This is a genomic window from Paenibacillus sp. FSL M8-0334 (assembly GCF_038000405.1).
GTDB classification, from domain to species: domain Bacteria; phylum Bacillota; class Bacilli; order Paenibacillales; family Paenibacillaceae; genus Paenibacillus_AQ; species Paenibacillus_AQ campinasensis.
In genome coordinates, this window is sequence record NZ_JBBOCH010000001.1 from 1,172,276 (window position 1) to 1,194,353 (window position 22,078).

Sequence of the window (22,078 nt, forward strand, 5' to 3'; positions counted from 1 at the left end):
CTTAATGAAAGACCGACTGCTCATGTGCAGCCGGTCCAGGTGAGAACTAATTTTGTTCCAATGCGTTCGTTACTTTAATATTTCCGTTAACAATCTCCTCGGAAATCACCTTGAGCTGATCCACAATCTCTTGTCCAATGAACGGGTTCAGCGGAGTCTCGCTCTCATGCGTTACATAGGTGAGGCCTACGCCGCTTTCTTTAAGACCATAGTCGCGAACGTCAAAGGTGAAGTTCCCCTCTACGAAATCCTTCACCGTCTCGTATACGACCGCGTCCGCGCCTTTCAGCTGTGCGAGCACTACATGCTCCGGATCGATGCCGGTGTTGTCCGTATCCTGGCCGGAAGTGTAGAAGCCGTTCTCCTTGGCAGCCTCGAACACGCCGAGATCGCCGACTGCAGACATACCCGCTACGAAATCAGCGCCTTTGGAATGCTGCAGAATCGCCAGTTCTTTCGCTTTCGCCGGATCGTCGAATCCGCCGACGAAGTTCACCAGAATCTCCACATCCGGGTTGACCGATTTGGCCCCTTCTTCAAAACCGGTCATGTACTTGTGCATGATCGGAATATCAGCTGCCACAACGTTGCCGACGACATTAGACTGGGTAGCAAGACCGGCTGCCGCGCCGAGGAGGTATGCCGCTTCATGCTCGCGGAACACAACGCTGCGAACGTTCGGAAGGTCTACTGTCGTATCGATGATCGCAAACGATACATTCGGATTCTCTGGAGCAATCTTGTTCAGTGCGTCTTCCATCTGGAAGGTGGAAGTGATGATCAGATCATAGTTTTCCGCCACAGCTGTACGCAGATTTTGCTCAATGGAGGCAGGGTCAGTCGACTCGATGCTTTTCACTTCGATATCGAATTCACCCGCTGCTTTCTTCAAGCCTTCATCCATCAGGGCAAAGAAAGGATTCACGCCAACCTTCTCGGGATGAATAAGGGCAATACGCTTCTTATCTTGAGAGCTTTCCGAGCCTCCCTCGGATGCGCTGTTATTATCGTTGTTTGCGTTGCCGTTGCCGCCGCAGCCTGCAAGCAGCGTAATGGATAATACAAGCGTTAACAGTGTTGTCCATGATTTTTTCATTTCCTGACCATATCCTCCTAAATGTACTCGTTTTGATACTATTATCCTAGGGTATAGGAGAGAAGTTGTCAAAACTAAAAAATTAGTGTTTTATGTCGTTAATTGTCAAAATTCGAAGAATTATACCGAATTCCACCCGTTAACGCGGAACATTCAAATAATTTCACGCCTCGAATGTTCGGAAATTACCCTCCCCCGGATCATCGTCGAACAGGGGGAGGCGGTCCGCTGTCTTTCTCCGAATGCCGAAGCGTCCCATATGCTGCTAGTCAAAGCCATGAATTCTTTCAATGATTCGCGGCTTGTTGCCTGTAGGATTGCCAATTCCTGGCCTGATATGCGTCAGAAGTGATATTTCTGCAAGAGAGCGAGACTTCCGTTTCATAGCTTCAGGAATGAAATGCCCGGATCCATTTATAGCGGTTCACTTTGACGATCGCCACAAAACATTTCAGAATCTGATCGGATTTCAGACAGATGAACGTTACGAGCGGCGACAGCTCGAATACGAAAGCGCACAGCGCCGTCGACGGCAGAACGACCAGCCACATGAAAATAAAATCATTGTAAAGCACAAACCGGGTATCCCCGCCGCTGCGGACGATGCCGGTCAGCGCCGGCATCTGGTAGGCCGTTCCGACGACGGTGATCGACAGCACCGTCATGAACTGCAGCGCCAGTCCTTTGGCATCGCCGGAGATGGCGTACAGCCCGAGCACGGCATCCTTCAGGATGAACAGCACCGCCCCGGTTACCAAGCCGAGCATCAGATAGAGCACCTGCAATGTTTTCGCATACGGCTTGATCCTGTCCATGTGGCCTTCCCCGATCGTTTTGCCAATCAGCACCGCCGTGGCGCTTGCCGAGGCATATACAACTACCGTTACCAGCTGAAAAATGGTCGTTGCAATGCTGTTCGCAGCAATGACCGCCTCGCCCATGTGGCCGAGGATCGCGGTCTGGGCGGCCATCGCCAGCCCCCAGATCGTATTCGACATCAGCACCGGGGAACCGATGCGGATGTAAGATTTGAACAGTCCCATATCGATGTGGAAGAAATCTTTCAACTTGAGTCCGATTTTTCGATCATAGAATTTAATATAAACACAGACGATCACCGTCTCGATTACTCTCGCCGTCAGCGTTGCAATGGCCGACCCGCTGGCACCAAGCTCAGGAAAGCCCAGGTGGCCGTATATGAGCACATAATTCAGCGCTACGTTAATGAGGAGGGTGGACAGTGACACAATGAAGCCGATCTTGACCGTTTCCACACTGCGCAGCGAGGCCAGAAGCACATTCGTAATCGCAAAGAATATATAGGAGAAGCAAATGATTCTCAAATAGCTGACGCCCTCGGCTATAACATGCGCCTCACTGGTAAATAATGATAACGTGGCATGCGGGAACAGGAATACAACGAGCCACAGCATCACGGCTAGCCCGATTGCCATTCGCATCCCGATGCTCGCGATTTTTTTGATCGAACCGATATCCTTCGCACCCCAGAAACGGGACGACATAATGACGAGCCCCTCTGCAGCGCCCATCACCAGCATATGAAGCAGGAACTGAATCTGATTGGCCAGCGCGACCCCGGACAGCGCCGTCTCGCTGTACCCGCCGAGCATGAGATTATCCGACAGGTTGACCCCGAGGGAAATGATGTTCTGCAAACCAATGACCAGCGTCAACCAAAAGAAGCTCTTGTAAAACGCTTTCTCTCTCACCATGACATTCATCCCGATTAGATACCTTCTTTGCCTATGTAGTTAGAACTCCATTCCAACTATATATGAAGTTCGAAAAATAATCAGTACATTTTCACGACGATTTGCAGCCTGTACGCAGACCCCGCCATCAAATGCTTCTCTATCCCATATTGAACCTGCCGCAGGCATTGAAATCCGCTGGTCTGTCTGTTAACGTCTTATACAGACTACTAGAACGAAACGTGATAAGGAGAAAGCCTATGAGTCACCGTTATACGCTTGGGATCATCGATATCGGATCCAACTCCATCCGGCTGGTCATCTATGAAGTGGAGTCCGGTGGAGGCTATCGCATCATCTATGAGAATAAATACTCCGCACGTCTTAGCCGAGAGGTCGGCTCGGACGGGCGAATACCGCGCAGCAGCCTCGAGGCCGCCATCGAGGTGCTGAGGCAGTTCAGAACGATCTGCGAGCAGTTTCACGCGACCCATATCCGGGCCGCTGCCACAGCAGCCATCCGCAATGCGGCGAATGCCGGGGAAATCATCCGCTGGCTGGAGCGGGAGACGGGCTTGACGATCGAACGGGTCAGCGGCGAGCAGGAGGCCTATTACGGTTTTCTGGGCGTGCTTCAGTCCATGTCGATTCAGGACGGTATGATCGTGGATATCGGCGGCGGCAGCACGGAGCTGACGCTGTTCCGGGACCGCCAGCTTCTGCACAGCATCTCGATTCCGCTGGGAGCCGTCAACGCGTATACCCGGTTTGCGAGCGGGGAGCAGTGGAATGACGGTGAAATCGAAGCGCTACGGGAAGAGATCAGGGAGCAGCTGAGACAGCTGGACTGGGCGGACAGTAATCCCGGCCTCCCCATGATCGGCCTTGGCGGAACGATCCGGACCATCGCCAAAATGCATCAGCGGAAAACCAAATATTCGTTGCCCGTCGTTCATCACTATGAGATGGGGGGCGAGACGGTCGATGAGATGGCCCGCGTTCTCCCTTACGAAACGACCGCCTATCGCAAGAAGGTGCCCGGCCTGTCGAAGGACCGCGCCGACCTGATCGTGCCCGGCATGCTGATATTGCAGACCGTCTACGATTATGTGGAGGCCGACAGGTACATCGTCAGCAGCGCAGGGCTTCGGGACGGGCTGTTCCGGGACTGGTTCGCACCGCAGGAGCCGGTCGTATCCGATGCGCTCAGAACCAGCGTACGAAACTTGCTGCGCTTCGGCCCTCCGGTGTCGGAAGCGTCCCTGCATGCCGTCTACGAGGATATGGTGACGATGTATCACGCACTTGTGCAGGCAGCCCCTTGTGAGCAGGACCGTGCGGTAATGTACACCGCCGCAATGCTCAGTGAATCCGGCACGATGATCAACTATTACAAGAGCAGCCAGCACGCGGTGTATCGCATCATGTATGGCGGCATTTACGGTCTGACGCACCGGGAAGCGGTGCTCAGCGCCATCACCGCCGATTACCATCCGAAGAAGCGGACGCCGCAGCTGCTGGAGCAGCATGCCGACATCCTGGATGCTTCAGACACCGGGCGGGTGCACCGGCTCGGATCGCTGCTGGCGTTGGCGAAGGCGATCCGTTCAACGCCGGTCGTACAGAAGATTCATGCCACGGCAAAAAACGGCTCGCTGCACGTGCAAATGCACTGTACAGCTGAGCCGCTTGTCCAGAACCGCCGTATGGAAGAGTCCGCCAAAGAGCTGGAGGACGCCTGGAACATCAAGTTGACATGGTCGGAGCATCCTGCAGCTTCCACGAAATAAGATTCATCGCCTCCGTCTGGCTCCGCAGCGGAGGCTTATCATTGTTCACAAACGTATAGTTGCCATTGGACTGAAGCTCTCTGGCCTTCACGTTATCGTTCAGATGAAGCTGCAGAATGTTCATCATAATCTCTTTCAGCGCCGGATCAAACACCGGGCACATCAGCTCTACCCGCCGCATCAGATTCCGTGTCATCCAGTCGGCACTGGACAGGAATACCTCGGAGTTGCCGCCATTCTCGAAGTAGAACAGCCGGCTGTGCTCCAGAAACCGGTCGACGATGCTGATTACCCTGATGTTGTCACTCAATCCTTCCACGCCCGGTCTCAGGCAGCAGATGCCTCTGACAATGAGATCAATCTTGACGCCTGCCTGGGAAGCCAGGTACAGCTCGTCAATCACGTCCTGGTTAGACAGCGAGTTGATTTTGGCGATGATGCGAGCCTTCTTGCCTTTGCGCGCATGCTCCGCTTCCCTCCGGATCAACTCGAACAGCTTGTCCTTCATGCCGATGGGAGCGATATGGAGCGCCTTGAGGTTCTTCGGCCCGGAGAAACCGGTGATTTCATTAAACATCTCGGAGGCGTCATCACCGATCAGCGAATTGGTGGTGAACAAGCCCACGTCGGTATATACCTTGGCGGTGCTGGCATTGTAGTTGCCTGTACCGACATGAACGTAGCGCTGCAGCCCCTGCTGCTCACGGCGCACGACGAGGATAATCTTGGCATGCGTCTTCAGCCCGACCAGCCCGTATACGACATGACAGCCCGCCTGCTCCAGCTTTCTTGCCCAGGCAATATTTCGTTCCTCATCAAAGCGGGCCTTCAGCTCCACCACGACCGTGACCTGCTTACCGCTCTCAGCTGCATGAGCCAGGGCCGGGATCAGCTGGGAATCGCCATTCACGCGGTACAGCGTCATCTTGATCGCCATCACCTTCGGATCCTCGGCCGCCTCCAGCACAAAATCCGTTACCGCATCAAACGACTCGTATGGATGGTAGACCAGCACATCCTGTCTTCGCAGCACGTCAAAATGACTTTCATGCGGCCCGAACTCCTGCGGATATACCGGCTGAATCGGCGGATATTTCAGAAATGAGAAGCCTTCCAGCCCATCGGAAAACCCGATCAGGTAGCTTAAATCCAGCGGACCGTCAATTTCGTAAATATCCTCAAGCTCGAATTCCTCCTGCAGCTTGGCCAGCGCCTCCGGGTGGATGCCCTTCTGCACTTCCAGCCGTACCGGGGCCCCGCGCCTGCGGCGGCGCAGCTCCTTCTCGATCTCTTCCAGCAAGTCTTCGGCTTCTTCTTCATTAATGATAAGATCCGCATTGCGCGTCAGCCGGAATTCGTGAACGGCAAGCGGCGTATAGCCAACGAATAAGCTATGGATATGATGCTTGATCAGCTCCTCGATCAGGATGAACGATTTGCGTTTGCTGTTCGCCCGATGCGGCACTGGCACGACCCGCGGCACGTTGGAGGGCACCTGAACCAGCGCAAAAAAGGTCTCGCCTTGATCCTCTTCGCCCTCTTTGCCAAGCAGCACCGACAAATAGACAAATTTGGCATGCACCAGCGGAAACGGCCGGCTCTGATCGACCGCCATCGGAGTCAGCAGCGGAAAAATAATATCATGATAGTAGGTTGCCAGCGCCTTCTGCTGCGTGGTGCTCAAATCTTCATAGCCTTGAAAAACAACACCTTTTTTGGCAAGCTGACGAACCAGTTCGCGATAGGTTTTATATTGTTCCCCAACCATCTGGTCCACCCGTTTGACCAACCTGCGGTACAGCCCCGATGGGGTATATCCGGTAAAATCCTTCTGGGTGAATCCCGCTTTAATCTTTTCTCGTGTCTCTGCCACTCGCACGGCCATGAACTCATCCAGATTGCTCGCCACAATGCCAAGAAATTTCAGCCGCTCAAGCAGCGGCGTTTCATGGTCCTGAGCCTCCTGCAGCACTCTCCGGTTAAATTCCACCCAGCTCAGATCACGATTTACATATCGACCCGTCTTTATTTCTCTTAACATATCGGTCCTCCGAATGTCAGCGTTCACTTCATAGCTTTAACTCTATAATTGTACTGTTGGGGTATGCGGGTTATGTAAACGCAGTGTAAAGCCAGTGTAAAAATAATGCTAATCACACCCTCGAGGCCGACCATTCGCCTAGCAGCAGTCCATGCTCGAGCACCCCATATACAAACGGTTCGCCGTCTTTCATCTACACTCCTGCTAGACATCGCTCATATTCTGTCGAATCCGCCCATAAAAAAGAGATCGCCTTCCGTGAACTGCACTTCCATTCGTTAGAGGGGATCTAACGATGGAGATGCACTTCCACACAGGCGATCTCTTAAACAAGCTGTATTCAGATTTGGTCCACCGGGCGCACCAGCCTGGATGCCAGCCCGTGCCGGGGGGAGAACAGGAAGCTGATCATGAAGATGATCCCGGTGGAAAAGGCCATCGAACCGGAGATCGAGGTGTCCAGCCATACCGCTATATAATAGCCCATGAATGCAGCTATGACCCCGAACACACCGCTAAGCCCCATCATCACCAGCAGCCGGTCCGTCCATAAATAAGCGGCTGCCGCCGGCGTAATCAGCATGGCCACCACCATAATCGCCCCCACTGCGTCAAAGGCCGCAACGGTCGTGATCGACACCAGCGACATAAACACATAATGCATCAGCACAACGGGAATGCCCAGGCTCGCAGCGAGCGCCGGGTCAAACGACGTGATTTTCCATTCCTTATAAAAGGCCAAAATCACGCCTACGACCACCACAAGCACTCCGGACAGCAGCACAACCGCCTCCGGCACAGCCCCGATCCAGGGCAGCTCCGTCAGCTCCCATGGAATATACGTGATCTCCCCCATCAGCGTATGCTGAATGTCCAGATGGGCATTGCCGACCTTGGTCGCAATCAACACCACTCCGATGGCAAACAGGGAGGTAAACACCACGCCGATTGAAGCCTCCTGCTGAACCCCTCGGGCGTGAAGCCACTGCACGAACAAGGAGGTGAGCAGACCGGCCGTTACAGCGCCGATCAGCATATGCACACCGCTTAGCTCACGGGTGACGAGATAGGCCACCACGATGCCGAGCAGCACGGTATGACTGATTGCATCCGCCATCATCGCCATTCTTCGCAATATAAGCAGTACACCGATAAAACCGCAGGACAGCCCGACAAGAGAAGCCGTTAACAAGATCCATCCGGTATACGACATCGGTTATCCTCCCCTTTCCACCGTTTCGTGCGCTGGATGCGTATGCTGCTTCGTCAAGGCTGCCCGCTGCGCCCGATGCTGCAGGAGCATGACGAGCAGCCCTTTGCTTGTGCCCAGGGTCAAGGAAATTACAAACAGCACAGATGCCGTAAGCACGATGAACGGCCCTGTCGGCCATCCGTTCCCGGAGGCGCTAACCAGCGTCCCCACCGCGCCGGAGGCACCTCCGAACAGTGCCGCCAGCCCGATCATGCCGCCATAGGAATGCGTCCAGTAGCGCGCGCTGACGCCGGGCATGATCAGCAGCGCAGCCATCAAAATGACGCCCGCCGCCTGAATGCCAATCACAATCACAAGCACGAGCAGAACCATATACAACAGGTTCATGACACGGCCGGACAAGCCGAGCCCGCCTCCAAATTGCGGATCAAACAAAAACAGCTTCCATTCCTTCCACGCTACCAGCGTCACAATCAGAACGAGCAGGGTAACGCCAAGCATCGTGTACACATCCTGTCTCACCATCGATGCCGACTGGCCGAATATAAAGCTGTCCAGCCCGCTCTGCTGACCGCCCGGCAATCGGTTGGCAAGGGTCAGCAGCATGATGCCGAGACCGAAGAACACGGACAGCACAATGCCCATCGCCGCATCCTCCTTGACCCGGCTGGATGTGCGAATCCACTGAATGAACAGCGCGCCAAGCAGCGCGCTCAGCGCCGCGCCGCCCAGCATGAACGGCAGGCTCTTCGTGCCCAGCACCGCGAACCCGGCAACCACGCCTGGCAGCGCAGCATGGGACAGCGCATCGCTCATCAGGCTCTGTCTCTTCCAGTAGGCGAAGCAGCCGACAACCCCGGCTGCCATCCCCAGCATCATCGTGCTTAAAAGCACCCATTGTGTATTCGCAGACAGTATCATCATCCGAGCCGATCTCCCATCCATCGGAGAGAGCCGCCATACGTTCTCATGATATTCGCCTGATTGAACGTGTCCGCTGTCTTCCCGTGCGCGATCACCGTCCGGTTCAGCATCAGCACATGATCGAAATATTCCTCTACCGTCTGCAAATCATGATGAACGACCATGACGGTCCGCCCTTTATTCTTCAATGTATTCAGCGTATCCATAATGACCTTCTCCGTTGCTGCATCCACACCCGCCAGAGGCTCATCCAGGAAGTACAGATCGGCATCCTGGACCAGCGCCCGGGCGAGGAACACCCGCTGCTGCTGCCCGCCGGACAGCTGGCTGATCTGACGATCGGCGTAATTGCCGAGCCCCATCTCCTCCAGCGCCGCCAGCGCCAGCTCCCGGTGCTTGCGCTTGGGCCACTTGAGCCAGCCGATCTTGCCATACAGCCCCATCATGACCACATCAAGCGCGTTCGTCGGAAAATCCCAATCGACCGATCCCCGCTGCGGCACATAACCGATCCTTGACTTCACCTGGGCATAGGGGGAGCCAAAGCAGGACACCACCCCCGACAGACGGGGGTGGAGATCCAGGATCGCCTTCAGCAGGGTCGACTTCCCTGCGCCGTTCGGCCCTACAATCGCGGTCAGCGTTCCAGGCAACACCTCGAAGCTGACATTGTCCAGCACTTTATTTTTACGGTAGGAAGCGTTAAGCTGTTCAACGCTCAGTACACGGTCCATGTTAATCTTCCTTTCCGGTTAATGCCGTATGAATCGTATCCACATTATGACGATACATGCCGATATATGTTCCTTCCTCCGTACCTGCCGCGCCCATCGCATCAGAGAACAGCTCGCCGCCGAGAGAAACCTCCAGCCCTTTCTGCTTGGCGCCCTCGATGACCGCATTGACCGAAGCCGGGTTAATGCTCGTCTCGATGAAGACGGCAGGCACGTTATGCTCCAGCAGAAGCCCGACCGTACGCTCAATGTCAGACAGACCCACTTCACTCTCCGTGCTTAAGCCTTGCAGACCTACCACCTCTATATCGAGCATGCGTCCAAAATATCCGAAGGCATCATGAGCCGTGATGAGCACTCTCTGCTCCTTGGGAATGTCCGCGATCTTCTCTTCCGCCTCCCGCTTCAGCTGATCCAGCTCGGCAAAATAGGCCTGCTTGTTCGTCTCAAAATAGTCCGCATCTTCCGCCGAAGCCTTCTTCAGCTCTTCTGTTGCAGCGTCCAGCGCCTGCTTCCACAAATCAATATCAAACCAGACATGCGGATCGATGGCGCCATCCTCATCCTTCAGCAGCTGATCCTCAGGGATCGTCTCCCCGATCGCAATGACCGGCTTGTTCTTCCCAAGCTGCTCGAATGCCTTGAGCATATTGGCTTCCAGATGAAGACCGCTGTACAGGATGATGTCCGCCCCGTCGAGCTTCTGAATATCCCCAGGCGTCGGCTGGTGCAAATGCGGGTCAACCCCCGGCCCCATCAAGCTTTCTACATTCACTCTGTCGCCTCCGATGACCGACATCGGCTCCGCGATCTGGGCAATGGTGGTCACCACTTTCAGGGTTGAGCCCGTGTCCCCGGGCTCTGCCTCCGCGCCTCCTTGTGACGCAGAGCAAGCTGTAAGCACAAGCAGCGCCGCCAGCATCAGGCCGATCCACCCCCGCCTTGCCATTTCGAATCTGTAGCTGTTCATCAATTTCATACTCTCCCTTCACTCCCTTTTCTCCTTACGCAACAAACAACACCCTTGTACAACAAAGATTACCTTCGTCCAATAAGTTTCCTCGAGGAAACATTTATGTTTAAATACAAGTTATTTGAATTCGCTCATTTTGTCAATCCCTTTTGTGTAAATTTTGGAGTGGGAGTATGATTGACAAAAAAAACCGCCTCCGGATAATATCCGGCAGCGGTTTATCATATTCGTAACTTCCGATGAATCAGAGCCCCCTGGGGAGAGAGGCGCAAGTGCATCCTATACGAAGCGCTGGCTTATCGCCATGCGTTCCGCCTTGGGCAATCCCTTTAGCACCAGCTCATAGGAATGATCGATCATCTTGTGCAGATCCTCCTCGGTCAGTGAGCCATCAAGGATTACAGTGTTCCAGTGCTTCTTGTTCAGATGATAGCCCGGCTGCACCGCAGCATGCTGTTCTCGCAGATTCTCTGCAATCACCGGATCGCATTTCAAGGACAGGTTGTCCACCTTTCCTTCCGCCGTCAGGCTGAGCAAGGCAAACATCTTTCCTCCGACTTTGGCCACTAGCGGAAGCGGGCCGAACGGATAATCTTCGGTGGCGGCTTTCTTGGAAAGGCAGTATGCGGCAATCGGATCTTGGTCACGCAAGCGGATTCCCTCCTGTTCTCTCATATTCATTCCTACTAATAGACTGAGGTCAAATGGAGTCTCGCATCGTCCAGTTTCAAACTTCCTCCCGGCCTGTCTGCAGCTCTCTCCACACCTTCTTGTTGCTGTACTGTTTCTCCTCGCTGATATCCTTCCCGAACCAGGCTGGCGGCGCAAACGACGTCGCAGCTTCCAGCGTAGGGAACTCCACCTCAAGCACCAGCAGATCAATCTGGCTGTACTCGTCGATTTCGACGAGCTGCTCGCCCCAGCGCGCAGTCACTCTTCTCTTGATCAGCGGAATGGCGCCATGCGCCTGCACCACTTGCTCATACAAGCCTGCGGAGATCGCATATTCAATCTCTTCCCTGGCCAGTCCCCATCCCTTCTTGAAAGTGTGGGTGTATTCCACCTTGCCGGTCTGGGCATCCGTCATTTTGCGAACACGCAGCTCCTGATCCTCGTCCAGTGCCAGATAGGTCTGTTCGATCAGCTGCTCCTTCTCCACAACCAGGCTTCCCTCTTCAATCAGGGCTTCAGGATATTCGTTCAAAAGAAATTTGCGTTCAATTTCAACGGCCATTTGTTGTCTTCCTCCCACTCAGGTATCCAGTTCTATCGTTCCATTATACGTGCGGAAGCCCGGCACGCACAATGAAAAGACGGCGTTACACCGCCGTCCCTCGTCGTTACGTATGTTCATTCCGCTGATATAGGCTATCAGCTGCAGCCTCCTGCTGTTGCACGAGTCTGGGGAGAGAGACAAGAAGTGCCGCTTAGCCCATCACTTCTCCGCCATTGACATGCAGCACCTGTCCCGTCACGAACCGGGAGTCATCCGAGGCCAGATACACATAGGTCGGTGCCAGCTCGAAAGGCTGCGCTGTCCGTTCCATCGGATTATACGCCCCGAAAACCGCATTCGAGTCCGAGGAGAAGCTGGCCGGAATCAGCGGTGTCCAGATTCTGCCTGGCGCTACGGCGTTCACCCGAATGCCCCGCTTCACGACGTTGTTGGCAAGCGCGCGGGTAAAGCCGACGTTCGCCGCCTTCGTCGCTGTGTAGTCGATCATCTCCTTCTCCCCGGCAAAGGCGACAACCGAAGCCGTGTTAATGATCGCGCTTCCCGGCTTCATATGCGGAAGGGCCGCCCGCGTTGTATAGAAGTGGGAGTAGATATTTACCTTAAACGTATCGTCAAACTGCTCGTCAGTAATATCCGTCAGGCCTTCCTGCTGGAACTGGATGCCGACGTGATTGACCAGCACATCCAGCCGTCCGAACGTCTCCACCGTTCTGGCTACAATCGCTTCGTTCTGCGCTTTCTCCCGAAGGTCTCCCGGGAGCAGCAGACAGCGCCGGCCCAGTGCCTCCACTCTTGCCTTGGTCCGGTTCGCATCGTCATGCTCATCCAGATAAGAGATGGCCACATCAGCGCCTTCCTTGGCGAATGCAATCGCTACAGCAGCCCCAATCCCGCTGTCTCCTCCCGTAATGAGCGCCACGTTTCCTTCCAGCTTGCCGCTCCCTTTGTAATTCGGGTTCTCAATGATGGGCCTCGGAACCATCAATCCTTCGACGCCCGGCTGTCTGAGCTGGCGCTGCTCCGGAAAATTCATCGGCATCTCTTGATAGCGGGTTATTTTTCCATAGTTCGGATACATCGGATAAGGACTTGTCAGCTTATGCTGCTCGAACCATTCCTGATACTGCCGAATCTGCTCAAGCAGCTGCTCCATCGAAGCTGTACCCTGTTTGTGTTCATGATGATTCATCGTAAACCTCCTCTACATTGCTCTTATACCGTATGTCGTCTGGGCGAATGCCGTGCCTGTTCATACGGTTCTTCCGCAGAGCCTGCACGCGAGAGAGCAGTACAGCTTTCCGTCGTACGTGCTCCTTTCCGCTGAGTGTTGAATAGGCTGATATGAACGTAACCCAAGGGTCAGGAGGCTTGCACTGATGACAATGCGATTTGATTTTCATCCACGGGCTCGGCTGCTGCTGGTCAACCACACCAATGAGAAGGTACAGATGCTCTACAATGCCAACCCTTATACTTGGTCGATGCCTCTGATTGGCGCCCGTCCGCCTTTCTATGCCAACCCGCGCTATGAGCCGAATTATCCGCTGATTTAATCCGTGCCACAGCAAAATCCAGGCAAGTAAAAAGCTCTTTCCGCAGGTTGTTCCTGTCATGAAAGAGCTTTTTCGAATTTGAAGCGTTCACCACCTTACGGGGGAAGTAGCCCCCGTTGATTTCCGTTCAATTCCTCTCGCATTTCTCTGCTTATACCAATCGCGTATAATGGAGTTAACCGGGCTGGACCTATTTATATTAAGGAGGATGCTCAATGAAACTGTCTGATAGTGCTAGAGCGTATTTACACAGCCTTGGGCTGGAGCAAGAGCCGCCTTCTCTGTCTTTTCTGGAGCGCATCTGCCTTGCCCATCTCAATACATATCCTTTCGAAAACATCAGCAAGCTGATTTATTTCCGTGATCATGCCGGAGATAAGTGGGGGAATCCGCTTCCCTCGCTCGAGACCTTTGTCAACAATCACCGGGACTACCACTATGGAGGAACCTGCTATGTCCTCAATTCCAACTTGAAGCTCCTGCTGCAAGCTGTGGGATTTGCGTGTTATCACATCAAGCTCGGCAACGAGCATATCGGAATCATCGTTCATATCGCGGATGATCGGTATTATGTCGACTGTGGAGCAGCCGCTCCCTTCTTCAAGCCGGTTCGCTTCGAAACGGATGCCCATAACATCTCCAGCTTCGGGGGTGACCGAGTTCATCTGCTTCCCGAAGAGCCGCAGCAACACCAGTATAAATACGTCCGTTACATTCAGGACAAGCAGAGCGGAAAGACCTGGCACTTCGATTCCAGGCAGCCCTATCAGATTCAGGATTTCTATTCTATCGTAAGCGAATCGAACCGCCCCGGCACCACCTTCATGACGATCCTCCGCTGTCAGCTGTATCAGACGAAGAACGAGCGGAGCTTGTCCCTCGTTAACAACAAATTCGGCATTCGGTACGCCAGTGGAGAAACTGCGGTCAGAACGCTAACGTCCGTTCAAGAGATTCAGCAGGTACTGGCTGACGAATTCAAGCTGCCGCGCCTTCCCGTTGCAGAGGCTATCGCCGTGCTGGAGACCCTGGAAGTCGATATTTTTGCCAATACTTGATTGAGAAGGAATATACGAAGGAGTGGATTGTTATGAATTATCGCCGTCTGGGAAACAGCGGGCTGCACGTGTCCGAGCTTGGTCTCGGGACGAACGCATTTGGAAAAAGAGCTGATGAAGCAGCGTCCATCCGGATCATTCATCATGCCATACACCACGGCATCAATTTTATCGATACAGCCAACATCTATGCAGGCACCGAATCCGAACGCATCATCGGATTAGCGCTGAAGGGGAAGCGGCATGAAGTCGTGCTGGCAACCAAGGCGGGGCTTGTCAGAGGAGAAGGGCCGAACGCACGCGGCTCCTCCCGCTATCACTTGCAGAAGGAGCTGGAGGACAGCCTGCGCCGCCTCAATACCGATTACGTCGATCTGTATCAAATACATACCTTTGATCCGCATACGCCGCTGGAGGAAACGCTGCGGACGCTGGACGACATGGTGTCTGCAGGAAAAGTCCGGTATATCGGCGCCTCCAACTATGCCGCCTGGGAGATCATGAAGGCGCTGGGGATCAGCGAACAGAAGGGATACGTCCGGTATGTCTCCACGCAGACCAGCTACTCGCTGGCCGATCGAACCCCGGAGGTTGAACTGGTGCCGCTGTGTCTGGATCAAGGGGTGGGCATCATTCCGTATTTTCCGCTGGCGGGCGGCATACTGACCGGCAAATACAACCAGGGCAGCCTTGTGCCTGCCGGTTCCCGTGCCGACACCGACCCGAACTTCCAGCGCTTCCTGGAGGAGCGCAATGTGAAGCTTGGCGAGCAGGTCAGCCAGCTTGCGGCAGAGCATGGCTATTCCCCGAGCGCACTGTCGCTGGCATGGCTGATGAAGCAGCCTGCCGTGTCCACGGTCATTGTCGGCGCTACGAAGACCGGGCAGCTTGATGATAATCTGCAAAGTCTGGATATCGAAATCAACGAGACGCTCGCCGCTCAACTGAACCGGATCAGTGAGCCATTCATCCACGCCAAGCCGTTTGCCGCCTACCGCCTCAGTTAAGTTAAGAAAAACCGCCCCTTTGCAGTACCTGCTTGGCAGGAAGCTGCAATAGGGGCGGTTTGTCTACTTGAACCCATTCTGGCTTATATGGTTGATATATCTATCTCTGTCTCGTTATTTCAATATCTCCTCAATGCGGTTCAGAACATCCTCGCTCAGCTCGACGCCGGACGCCTTGGCGTTCTCTTCCACCTGCTCCGGACGGCTTGCGCCCACCAGCGCGCTCGCTACGTTCGGCTGACGAAGAATCCAGGCCAGCGCCAGGTTGCCGACAGACAGATCCAGCTCGGCTGCTACCTTCTCCAGTTCACGAACCTTCGCAATTTTCTCTTCCGTGATGCCTTTGCGCATCCACTCCAGCTTCGCCGCACGGCTGTCAGCCGGAATATCGTTAGCCGAAGTGTATTTCCCTGTCAGCAGTCCTTGCGCCAGCGGCGAGAACACCACCTGACCGATCCCGGAGCGCTCGCTAAGCGGGATGATCTCCTTCTCGATATAACGCTCGAACATGTTGTAGATCGGCTGATTGACAACGATGCGATCCAGCAGATAGCGATCAGCTACGCCAAGCGCCTCGGCAATCTGGGAAGCCTGCCATTCACTGACGCCAACATATAGGACCTTGCCTTGACGAACCAGATCATCGATCGCGCGCAGCGTCTCGTCGAGCGGCGTTTCCGGATCATGACGGTGGCAGTAGAAAATATCGATATAATCATGCCCCAGACGCTTCAGGCTCGCATGGGCCTGCTCCATTACATGCTTGCGGGACAAGCCTTTGTCATTCGGACCGTCGCCCATTGGCCAGAATGCTTTCGTTGCCAGAACATACGATTCGCGCGGATACGCTTTCAGCGTTTCTCCGACCAGCACCTCCGCGGCGCCTCTTTCATAGACATTCGCCGTGTCAAAAAAGTTGATCCCGAGATCATAGGCGGTCTTGATGGCATTTACCGCATTCTCGCGTTCAACATAACCTCCATATGTAAGCCAGCTGCCCAAGCTGATCTCACTCACTTTCAAACCTGTGCGACCTAATCTTCTATACTTCACTTGCCATTCCTCCTTCGAAAAATGCTGTGAATCCGAGTTACATCTGTTATTCTAAAATAGTTCCTATTTCTTTTGAAGAAGTGAAATGTTATTCACTATATTATATAGAGGATAGATAATATACTTCAGTATAGTTAATATCTACAGAGCAGGAGGCGGATAACGATGGGAAATAAAGCGAACAGCTATATCCCGAAAACCCCGGATCACATCGAATGCAACATTGAGAAGACATTGCTTGTGCTCGGAGGCAAATGGGCCTTCCTCGTGCTTCGCGAGCTTTTTTGCGGGACCAGACGCTTCGGGGAGCTTCAGCGAAGCATTCCTAACGTCAGCCCGCGCGCCTTGACCAGCACCCTGCGCCATCTTGAAGTGCAGGGCGTTCTGGAGAGAACCGTATATCCGACCGTTCCGGTCACCGTGGAGTATACACTGACGCCGAAAGGAATGGATCTGCACGGCATCTGCAAAGAAATGAAGCTGTGGGCGGCTCGCTGGACATAATAGGGCCCGGTAGGGGTGGTCTGGCCGGGATGGAGCAATCGGCCATCCGTCGATCCATTACATAAGCGTCCCTTATACCTGCTTTACCCTTACTGACCAGGTGAAACCTAAGCCGGGCATTGCCCGAAGAACCGACAAGGCTCTTTCGGACAGTGCCCGGCTTTTTTGCGCGTCTATTTCATTTTTCCCGCCAATCGATAATCATTCCTCCGCCGTGACAAGCATACATTAATAGAGCATAAGCAGGACTGGCTTAAGACTTCTATTCCACGAAGGATGATTATTCGTATGCGTATACCATTCCTACCGGGCCGCGATCCCAGCTTCATCCGCAGATTGATCAACAAGCTGTCCATGATTGCGGCAGGCTCGATCATTCAGGGCTACGCCATGGCCGTATTCCTGTTCCCCCATGCGATTCCCTCCGGGGGCGGAGCCGGGATTGCCGTTCTGCTCAACCACGGTTTTGGCATACCGATGAGTCTCGGATTATGGTTCGCCAACATTGCGTTTCTGCTGTTTACCGTCCACTACCTGGGCAGCGTGAGCGCCGTCGGGACGGTGCTGGTTATTACCATAACCTCTGTGTCCGTCAACTTCTTTGAAGTTTATGTGGCGCCGCCGATGAACAACGTATGGCTGGATCTGCTGCTCGGCTCGCTCCTGCTCGGGACAGGCATTGCGCTGCTGATGAAGCAGCGGGTATCCAACGGCGGGATTGGTTATGTGGCCCTCGCCATATACAAGTACAAACGCATTCATCCCGGCACTTCCTTGTTCTGGATGAACGGCTTTATTTTTGCGCTGACGGCCTATGTCATTGATTGGCAAATCATCGTTCTGGCGGTGCTGTGCCAGTGGCTCTCGACGCGAATGATCCATTTCATTCTCCGCATCCAGAGTCCGAGGCCGGCGCTGCGTCCGGCTTGGCGCAAGAAGTGACCTTTCCTTGCCCTTACGGCGCACGCTGCATGACAAGCTTCGGTCGACGACATCCACCTGCCAGGCTATCATCGGCGGGAGCGCCTGGTCGAGTCCACCGGAACCGAAGCTTCGTTCTCGCACTAACGTATGCGGATCCGTCCGCTTCGTCCGGCAGATGCTGACAGACATGGGGCTCTTGATCATAGCCCGCGCTCACACTCGCACCTATGTCTGTCTTTATCGCATCGGACTCATGTCCGTCGGTTTACCGTCCTCCAGCAGGCTTCAGCATGCCGACACGGCCCTTCTCCCTCTTCCCTTCAGGCCTCCGGTCCTGTTCTCCTTCCTCATGCTCCTTGTTCACCCGAATCAGGAACAGCGCCAGCAGGCCTACGAGCAGCGTAAAGGCTGCCAGTGACAGAAACATCCCGACCCGCGACCATTCCATCAGCCATCCGAACAGCGGCGGGCCAATCGCCACACCGAAGAAACGGACGGAGCCGTACAGCGAGGTGACAAAGCCTCTTCGTTCCTTCCCTACCGCACCGGTAATAAAGCTGTTGACACAAGGCAGAATCAAGCCGGTACCGAGACTGCTAATAGCCAGGACGGCGATGAACAGCGTCAGATGCCCGATAAACGACAGCAGCGCATAAGAAATCGTCATAAACGCAAACCCAAGCACGATGAGACGCTTCATCAGCTTTTGGTTTTTGCCGATTTTGCTGCCGGTAACATACGAGGTTGTACACATCACGAGCAGCGGAACCGCCAGAATCAGCCCCTTGACCACCCCTTCGATGTGATGGGTCTTCTCCAGCACCTCGGACAGGAAGAACAGAATGCCGAACAAAGTGAACAGGCATGTGGCTCCGGCGAGATAGGCCGTCAGCAGCCATCTGCCTTCATGCTTGAACACGCTGGCGAGACCCTGAAAGTACTTTTTCACCCCTGGGGGCTTCTCGCTCTTCTCCTTTTCCTTGATAAAAATCCACGTCAGAATGATCGAAATGAGCACCACGCCCGGAAAAGCAAAAAACACGCCATACCAAATGATCAAACCGATCAAAGAGCCGAGAATCGGCGATATGACCTTCCCGAAGCCGTTTGATGCCTCGACAAGCCCGAGCACCCGACTCTCTTCAGAGCCCTTGAATAAATCTCCTGCCAGCGCCATCGCAATCGGAGCTGTTCCCGCTGCCCCGATGCCCTGAAGCGTCCGCCCTACCAGGATCCAGGCATAAGCATTGGCGAACAACGCTGCCGCAAAGCCGGCCAGAAGCCCGCCAATCCCGTACAAGAACAATGCCGGTATAATAACCACCTTGCGTGAGAACCTGTCAGATAAATAGCCGAGCACCGGAATCGCGAATGCGGCTACCAAGGAGAACATCGTGATCGTCAGGCTGACCTGCAATGATGTGAGATGAAGCTCTGACTTCATCTTCGGCAGCACCGGAATGATCATCGAGTTTCCAAGTGTCATAATAAGAGGAATCGATCCGATCGCTACGATCGTTTTAGTGGAAGTACGCTGTTCACCCATACTGCTGCAAGTCCCCTTCCTTCGTCAAACATGCGCTTAGAATGTCCTGCCAGGTTACCCTTTATTCCAGATGCAGCATTTGTTTCGTTGCAGAAATCATGTTAGTATCCAAAGCGAGATCGAGAACATGATGGCGAGGTTGTTATATGTCAACAATATTAATTGTGGAAGATGAAGTCATCCTGCGGGAAGTGATGAAGGATTATTTGCTGGAGGACGGTTATCAGGTGCTGGAGGCCGGCGATGGCAAAAAAGCGCTGGAGCTTGTAAAAGAGACCGGCGTGGATCTGATCATTCTGGACATTATGCTGCCGGAGATGGACGGATGGTCGGTGTGCAAACGAATCCGCAAGGAATCGGACGTTCCGATCATCATGCTGACAGCCCGCTCCGATGAAGACGATACGCTGATGGGCTTTGAGCTGGGGGCAGACGATTATGTTACCAAGCCGTACAGCCCGCCGATCCTGCTGGCCCGAGTCAAGCGGCTACTACAGACCCGGCAGCTCCGTGTACAAGCGTACACTTCCCTCACCTGCGGCAGCATCACCATTCATTTTCCGTCCCGAACGGTTACGGTGGATGGGGCTCCTTGCAGCTTGACGCATACCGAATTTGAGATGCTCGCTTATTTGATGAAGAACAGAGGCATCATCATAACCAGGGAACAGTTAATTACCAAGATCTGGGGGTATGACTATATTGGCGATGACCGGACGATCAACAGCCATATCCGCAATCTGCGGGCCAAGCTGGGAGAACACGCCGGGCATATTGTCACCGTTGTACGATCAGGCTATAAATTCGAGGAGCATCCATGAAGAGCATTGTACTCAAGCTGTTTCTGCTGACCACGATGGTCTGCCTGCTCACAGTCGCCATTATATTTGTTGGACAGACCGTGTTCTTCAAGCAATTCTATGCTCATCAGAAAATACAGGACGTCCAATCGGCCATTCAAGCCTATGTCGAAGATGAACGCAAGGCTGGTGACAACCCTCAAGCGCTCGCAGAGCTGGAACAGGATTTCTATCGACAGCATAACACTTGGATTGCCACCCTAGACGCGCAAGGGCGCTTGAAGTTTACAGACGATTTTCTGATGGAAATCAGACTGGATCAAGCCGAGGGCTTCGATCTTGCTGATGCCGTACTAACCATTCCTTTGTACAGTGTGATGAATGCGGAGGATTTCTACAGCGATCGTCCGTTCCCTCAGCCCTGGGTACAAGAGGGAGAAGAGATCACAATCGAAGGCATCATGATCCACGGGCAGCCTATTCCCCAGCGCATGGGAAGGGACGTCTCCAATCTGCGTTCAGAGAATCGCCTGGAGAACAGCCAGATGGTAAACAAGGAGTTCGAGATTCTCCATAACCGCTATCATAGCAACGGGACCAAGTATCGTGAGGCCTACCCCGGATTTCTGGTCCAAGGCACAATTACACAGCTTCGAACTCCTGAAGGGGCAGCGGCCGCGCGCTATGCCAACCGCTTATTTATGGATCGCATCCTGGCGTTTCAAGCGGACCTGCTGTACGGTGACTTCGATCCCTCCCCGGGTCCCCATCCCGTTATGGATTTCTCGGAAAATCAGGTGAATTACAAAATCTTCGTCGAGCGCAGCCAAGACGGCGACGGAAATGCTGAATATGTGTTTGCGATGACGTCGCTGCAGCCGGTGAATGAAGCGGTGGGGATGCTCGAACAATACTACGTGTATGTGATTATCGCCACGATCCTGCTGGTGATGCTCGTTTCCTTTTATTATTCCCGGCGGATATCCCGTCCTCTGCTGCGCATGAATCGTGTCACCCGGCAAATGGCAGGCCTGGATTTCTCGGAGGATCTTCCGATTACAAGCAAGGACGAGATCGGCAGCTTGTCGCGCAGCATCAATGAGCTGTCCGGACGGCTTCATGCCCATATCCTCCGCTTGGAGGAGGACATCGAGAAGGAGAAACAGCTGGAGCGTACGCGTAAAGAATTCATTTCCAGCGTTTCGCATGAGCTCAAGACGCCGCTGAGCGTTATTCAGAGCTGCCTTGCCATTCTGAAGGACGGCATCGCCCCTCATAAACGGGACTATTATTTTCAAGCGATGGAAGATGAGGTCCGCCGCATGGATATGCTGATTGCCGATATGCTGGAGCTGGCCAAGTATGAATCCGGAACGTATAAAATGAACATGGACTCCTTTTCTATCGATGCCGTCATCGAGCGGACCTGCGTTAAATTGGCGGATGAACTCGCGGCTAAACAGCTTCATTTATACACTTCCCTGCCGCCTGTAGAGGTCATGGGCAACGAGCTTCGGATTGAACAGGTCATCGTCAATTTCCTGACCAATGCAATTCGTTATACGCCGGAGCAGCAGGCCATTCACATTACGATCTCCGAGGAGACGGATAGCGCCCGGATCTCCATCGAGAATAAAGGGGCTCGCATTCCCGATGAGCAGCTGGAGAGAATCTGGGACCGCTTCTACCGCGGCGAGCAATCACGCGGCCGCGCGACGGGCGGAACCGGACTTGGCCTTGCGATATCCAAGAAAATTCTGGAGATGCACGGCGTGCCTTATGGCGCGGTTAACACAGACGATGGGGTTTTGTTTTATTTTCATTTACGCACAAAAACGTAGAGCGAAAGGCTCTGCGTTTTTTTATTTGAGCTTGATCTCATCTGCACTTCATCTTGATCTCGGCTGGCTACA

At 54.0% G+C, this 22,078-nt stretch carries 20 protein-coding genes; 8 read left to right on the forward strand and 12 right to left on the reverse strand.

Annotated elements, in window-relative coordinates; genetic code table 11:
* Nucleotides 1–46: 46 nt before the first annotated feature.
* Nucleotides 47–1,096 carry a BMP family protein gene (locus tag MKX64_RS05135; protein WP_095265517.1) on the reverse strand — a complete coding sequence of 350 codons (1,050 nt, stop codon included), beginning with the start codon at nt 1,094–1,096 and terminating at the stop codon, nt 47–49.
* 389 nt (nt 1,097–1,485) lie between these two features.
* On the reverse strand, nt 1,486–2,829 hold the full coding sequence (locus MKX64_RS05140) for an MATE family efflux transporter (RefSeq protein WP_230875739.1): 1,344 nt from the start codon (nt 2,827–2,829) through the stop codon (nt 1,486–1,488).
* 239 nt (nt 2,830–3,068) lie between these two features.
* Between MKX64_RS05140 and MKX64_RS05145 the strand changes: the two genes are divergently transcribed.
* On the forward strand, nt 3,069–4,598 hold the full coding sequence (locus MKX64_RS05145; RefSeq protein ID WP_341035458.1) for a Ppx/GppA family phosphatase: 1,530 nt from the start codon (nt 3,069–3,071) through the stop codon (nt 4,596–4,598).
* Here MKX64_RS05145 and ppk1 read toward each other — a convergent pair.
* The 8 genes from ppk1 to MKX64_RS05185 form a co-directional block, all read right to left on the reverse strand.
* Nucleotides 4,555–6,639, reverse strand: a complete 2,085-nt coding sequence (gene ppk1, locus MKX64_RS05150) for a polyphosphate kinase 1 (RefSeq protein WP_095397645.1) — start codon at nt 6,637–6,639, stop codon at nt 4,555–4,557. The genes MKX64_RS05145 and ppk1 overlap by 44 nt on opposite strands.
* Nucleotides 6,640–6,979: 340 nt before the next feature.
* Nucleotides 6,980–7,852, reverse strand: coding sequence for a metal ABC transporter permease (locus MKX64_RS05155; RefSeq protein WP_095397646.1), 873 nt, complete (start codon nt 7,850–7,852; stop codon nt 6,980–6,982).
* Nucleotides 7,853–7,855: 3 nt separating this feature from the next.
* Nucleotides 7,856–8,776, reverse strand: a complete 921-nt coding sequence (locus tag MKX64_RS05160) for a metal ABC transporter permease (RefSeq protein ID WP_095265522.1) — start codon at nt 8,774–8,776, stop codon at nt 7,856–7,858.
* A complete protein-coding gene (locus MKX64_RS05165; RefSeq protein WP_095265523.1) occupies nt 8,773–9,510 on the reverse strand; it encodes a metal ABC transporter ATP-binding protein in 738 nt (245 codons plus the stop codon). Before MKX64_RS05165 ends, MKX64_RS05160 begins: the two co-directional genes overlap by 4 nt.
* Nucleotide 9,511: 1 nt before the next feature.
* The gene (locus MKX64_RS05170) at nt 9,512–10,480 is read right to left on the reverse strand and encodes a metal ABC transporter solute-binding protein, Zn/Mn family (RefSeq protein WP_095397694.1); all 969 of its coding nucleotides are present in this window, start codon (nt 10,478–10,480) and stop codon (nt 9,512–9,514) included.
* 282 nt (nt 10,481–10,762) lie between these two features.
* Nucleotides 10,763–11,134, reverse strand: coding sequence for an MmcQ/YjbR family DNA-binding protein (locus MKX64_RS05175; protein WP_230875738.1), 372 nt, complete (start codon nt 11,132–11,134; stop codon nt 10,763–10,765).
* 76 nt (nt 11,135–11,210) lie between these two features.
* Nucleotides 11,211–11,717, reverse strand: coding sequence for a CYTH domain-containing protein (locus tag MKX64_RS05180; RefSeq protein ID WP_095265525.1), 507 nt, complete (start codon nt 11,715–11,717; stop codon nt 11,211–11,213).
* A gap of 193 nt (nt 11,718–11,910) precedes the next feature.
* Nucleotides 11,911–12,873 (reverse strand): SDR family oxidoreductase, encoded by a 963-nt coding sequence (locus tag MKX64_RS05185; protein ID WP_413773622.1) that lies wholly within the window; start codon nt 12,871–12,873, stop codon nt 11,911–11,913.
* A 223-nt stretch (nt 12,874–13,096) separates the two neighbouring features.
* Here MKX64_RS05185 and MKX64_RS05190 point away from each other — a divergent pair, with 223 nt between their 5' ends.
* The 3 genes from MKX64_RS05190 to MKX64_RS05200 all read left to right on the forward strand — a co-directional run bounded on the left by MKX64_RS05190 (nt 13,097) and on the right by MKX64_RS05200 (nt 15,338).
* Nucleotides 13,097–13,273, forward strand: a complete 177-nt coding sequence (locus MKX64_RS05190) for a hypothetical protein (RefSeq protein ID WP_155618292.1) — start codon at nt 13,097–13,099, stop codon at nt 13,271–13,273.
* Nucleotides 13,274–13,488: 215 nt separating this feature from the next.
* Nucleotides 13,489–14,331, forward strand: a complete 843-nt coding sequence (locus MKX64_RS05195; protein ID WP_155618291.1) for an arylamine N-acetyltransferase — start codon at nt 13,489–13,491, stop codon at nt 14,329–14,331.
* Nucleotides 14,332–14,363: 32 nt separating this feature from the next.
* On the forward strand, nt 14,364–15,338 hold the full coding sequence (locus MKX64_RS05200) for an aldo/keto reductase (RefSeq protein ID WP_155618290.1): 975 nt from the start codon (nt 14,364–14,366) through the stop codon (nt 15,336–15,338).
* Nucleotides 15,339–15,452: 114 nt separating this feature from the next.
* Here the strand turns inward: MKX64_RS05200 and MKX64_RS05205 are convergent, their stop codons facing one another.
* Nucleotides 15,453–16,391 (reverse strand): aldo/keto reductase family protein, encoded by a 939-nt coding sequence (locus MKX64_RS05205; protein WP_095265528.1) that lies wholly within the window; start codon nt 16,389–16,391, stop codon nt 15,453–15,455.
* Between the two features lie 165 nt (nt 16,392–16,556).
* On the opposite strand from MKX64_RS05205, the gene MKX64_RS05210 reads away from it, so the two are divergent.
* Together MKX64_RS05210 and MKX64_RS05215 are read left to right on the forward strand one after the other, a co-directional pair.
* Nucleotides 16,557–16,895, forward strand: a complete 339-nt coding sequence (locus MKX64_RS05210) for a winged helix-turn-helix transcriptional regulator (RefSeq protein WP_155618289.1) — start codon at nt 16,557–16,559, stop codon at nt 16,893–16,895.
* A gap of 288 nt (nt 16,896–17,183) precedes the next feature.
* Entirely contained in the window at nt 17,184–17,837 is a 654-nt protein-coding gene (locus MKX64_RS05215; RefSeq protein ID WP_095265530.1) for a YitT family protein, read from the forward strand.
* Nucleotides 17,838–18,084: 247 nt separating this feature from the next.
* On the opposite strand, the gene MKX64_RS05220 is transcribed toward MKX64_RS05215, so the two are convergent.
* Nucleotides 18,085–19,365, reverse strand: a complete 1,281-nt coding sequence (locus MKX64_RS05220; RefSeq protein ID WP_095265531.1) for an MFS transporter — start codon at nt 19,363–19,365, stop codon at nt 18,085–18,087.
* A 146-nt stretch (nt 19,366–19,511) separates the two neighbouring features.
* On the opposite strand from MKX64_RS05220, the gene MKX64_RS05225 reads away from it, so the two are divergent.
* Nucleotides 19,512–20,186, forward strand: coding sequence for a response regulator transcription factor (locus MKX64_RS05225; RefSeq protein ID WP_095397651.1), 675 nt, complete (start codon nt 19,512–19,514; stop codon nt 20,184–20,186).
* Nucleotides 20,183–22,006 (forward strand): sensor histidine kinase, encoded by a 1,824-nt coding sequence (locus tag MKX64_RS05230; protein WP_341035459.1) that lies wholly within the window; start codon nt 20,183–20,185, stop codon nt 22,004–22,006. The genes MKX64_RS05225 and MKX64_RS05230 overlap by 4 nt, the downstream gene beginning before the upstream one ends.
* The last annotated feature ends 72 nt before the right edge of the window (nt 22,007–22,078 follow it).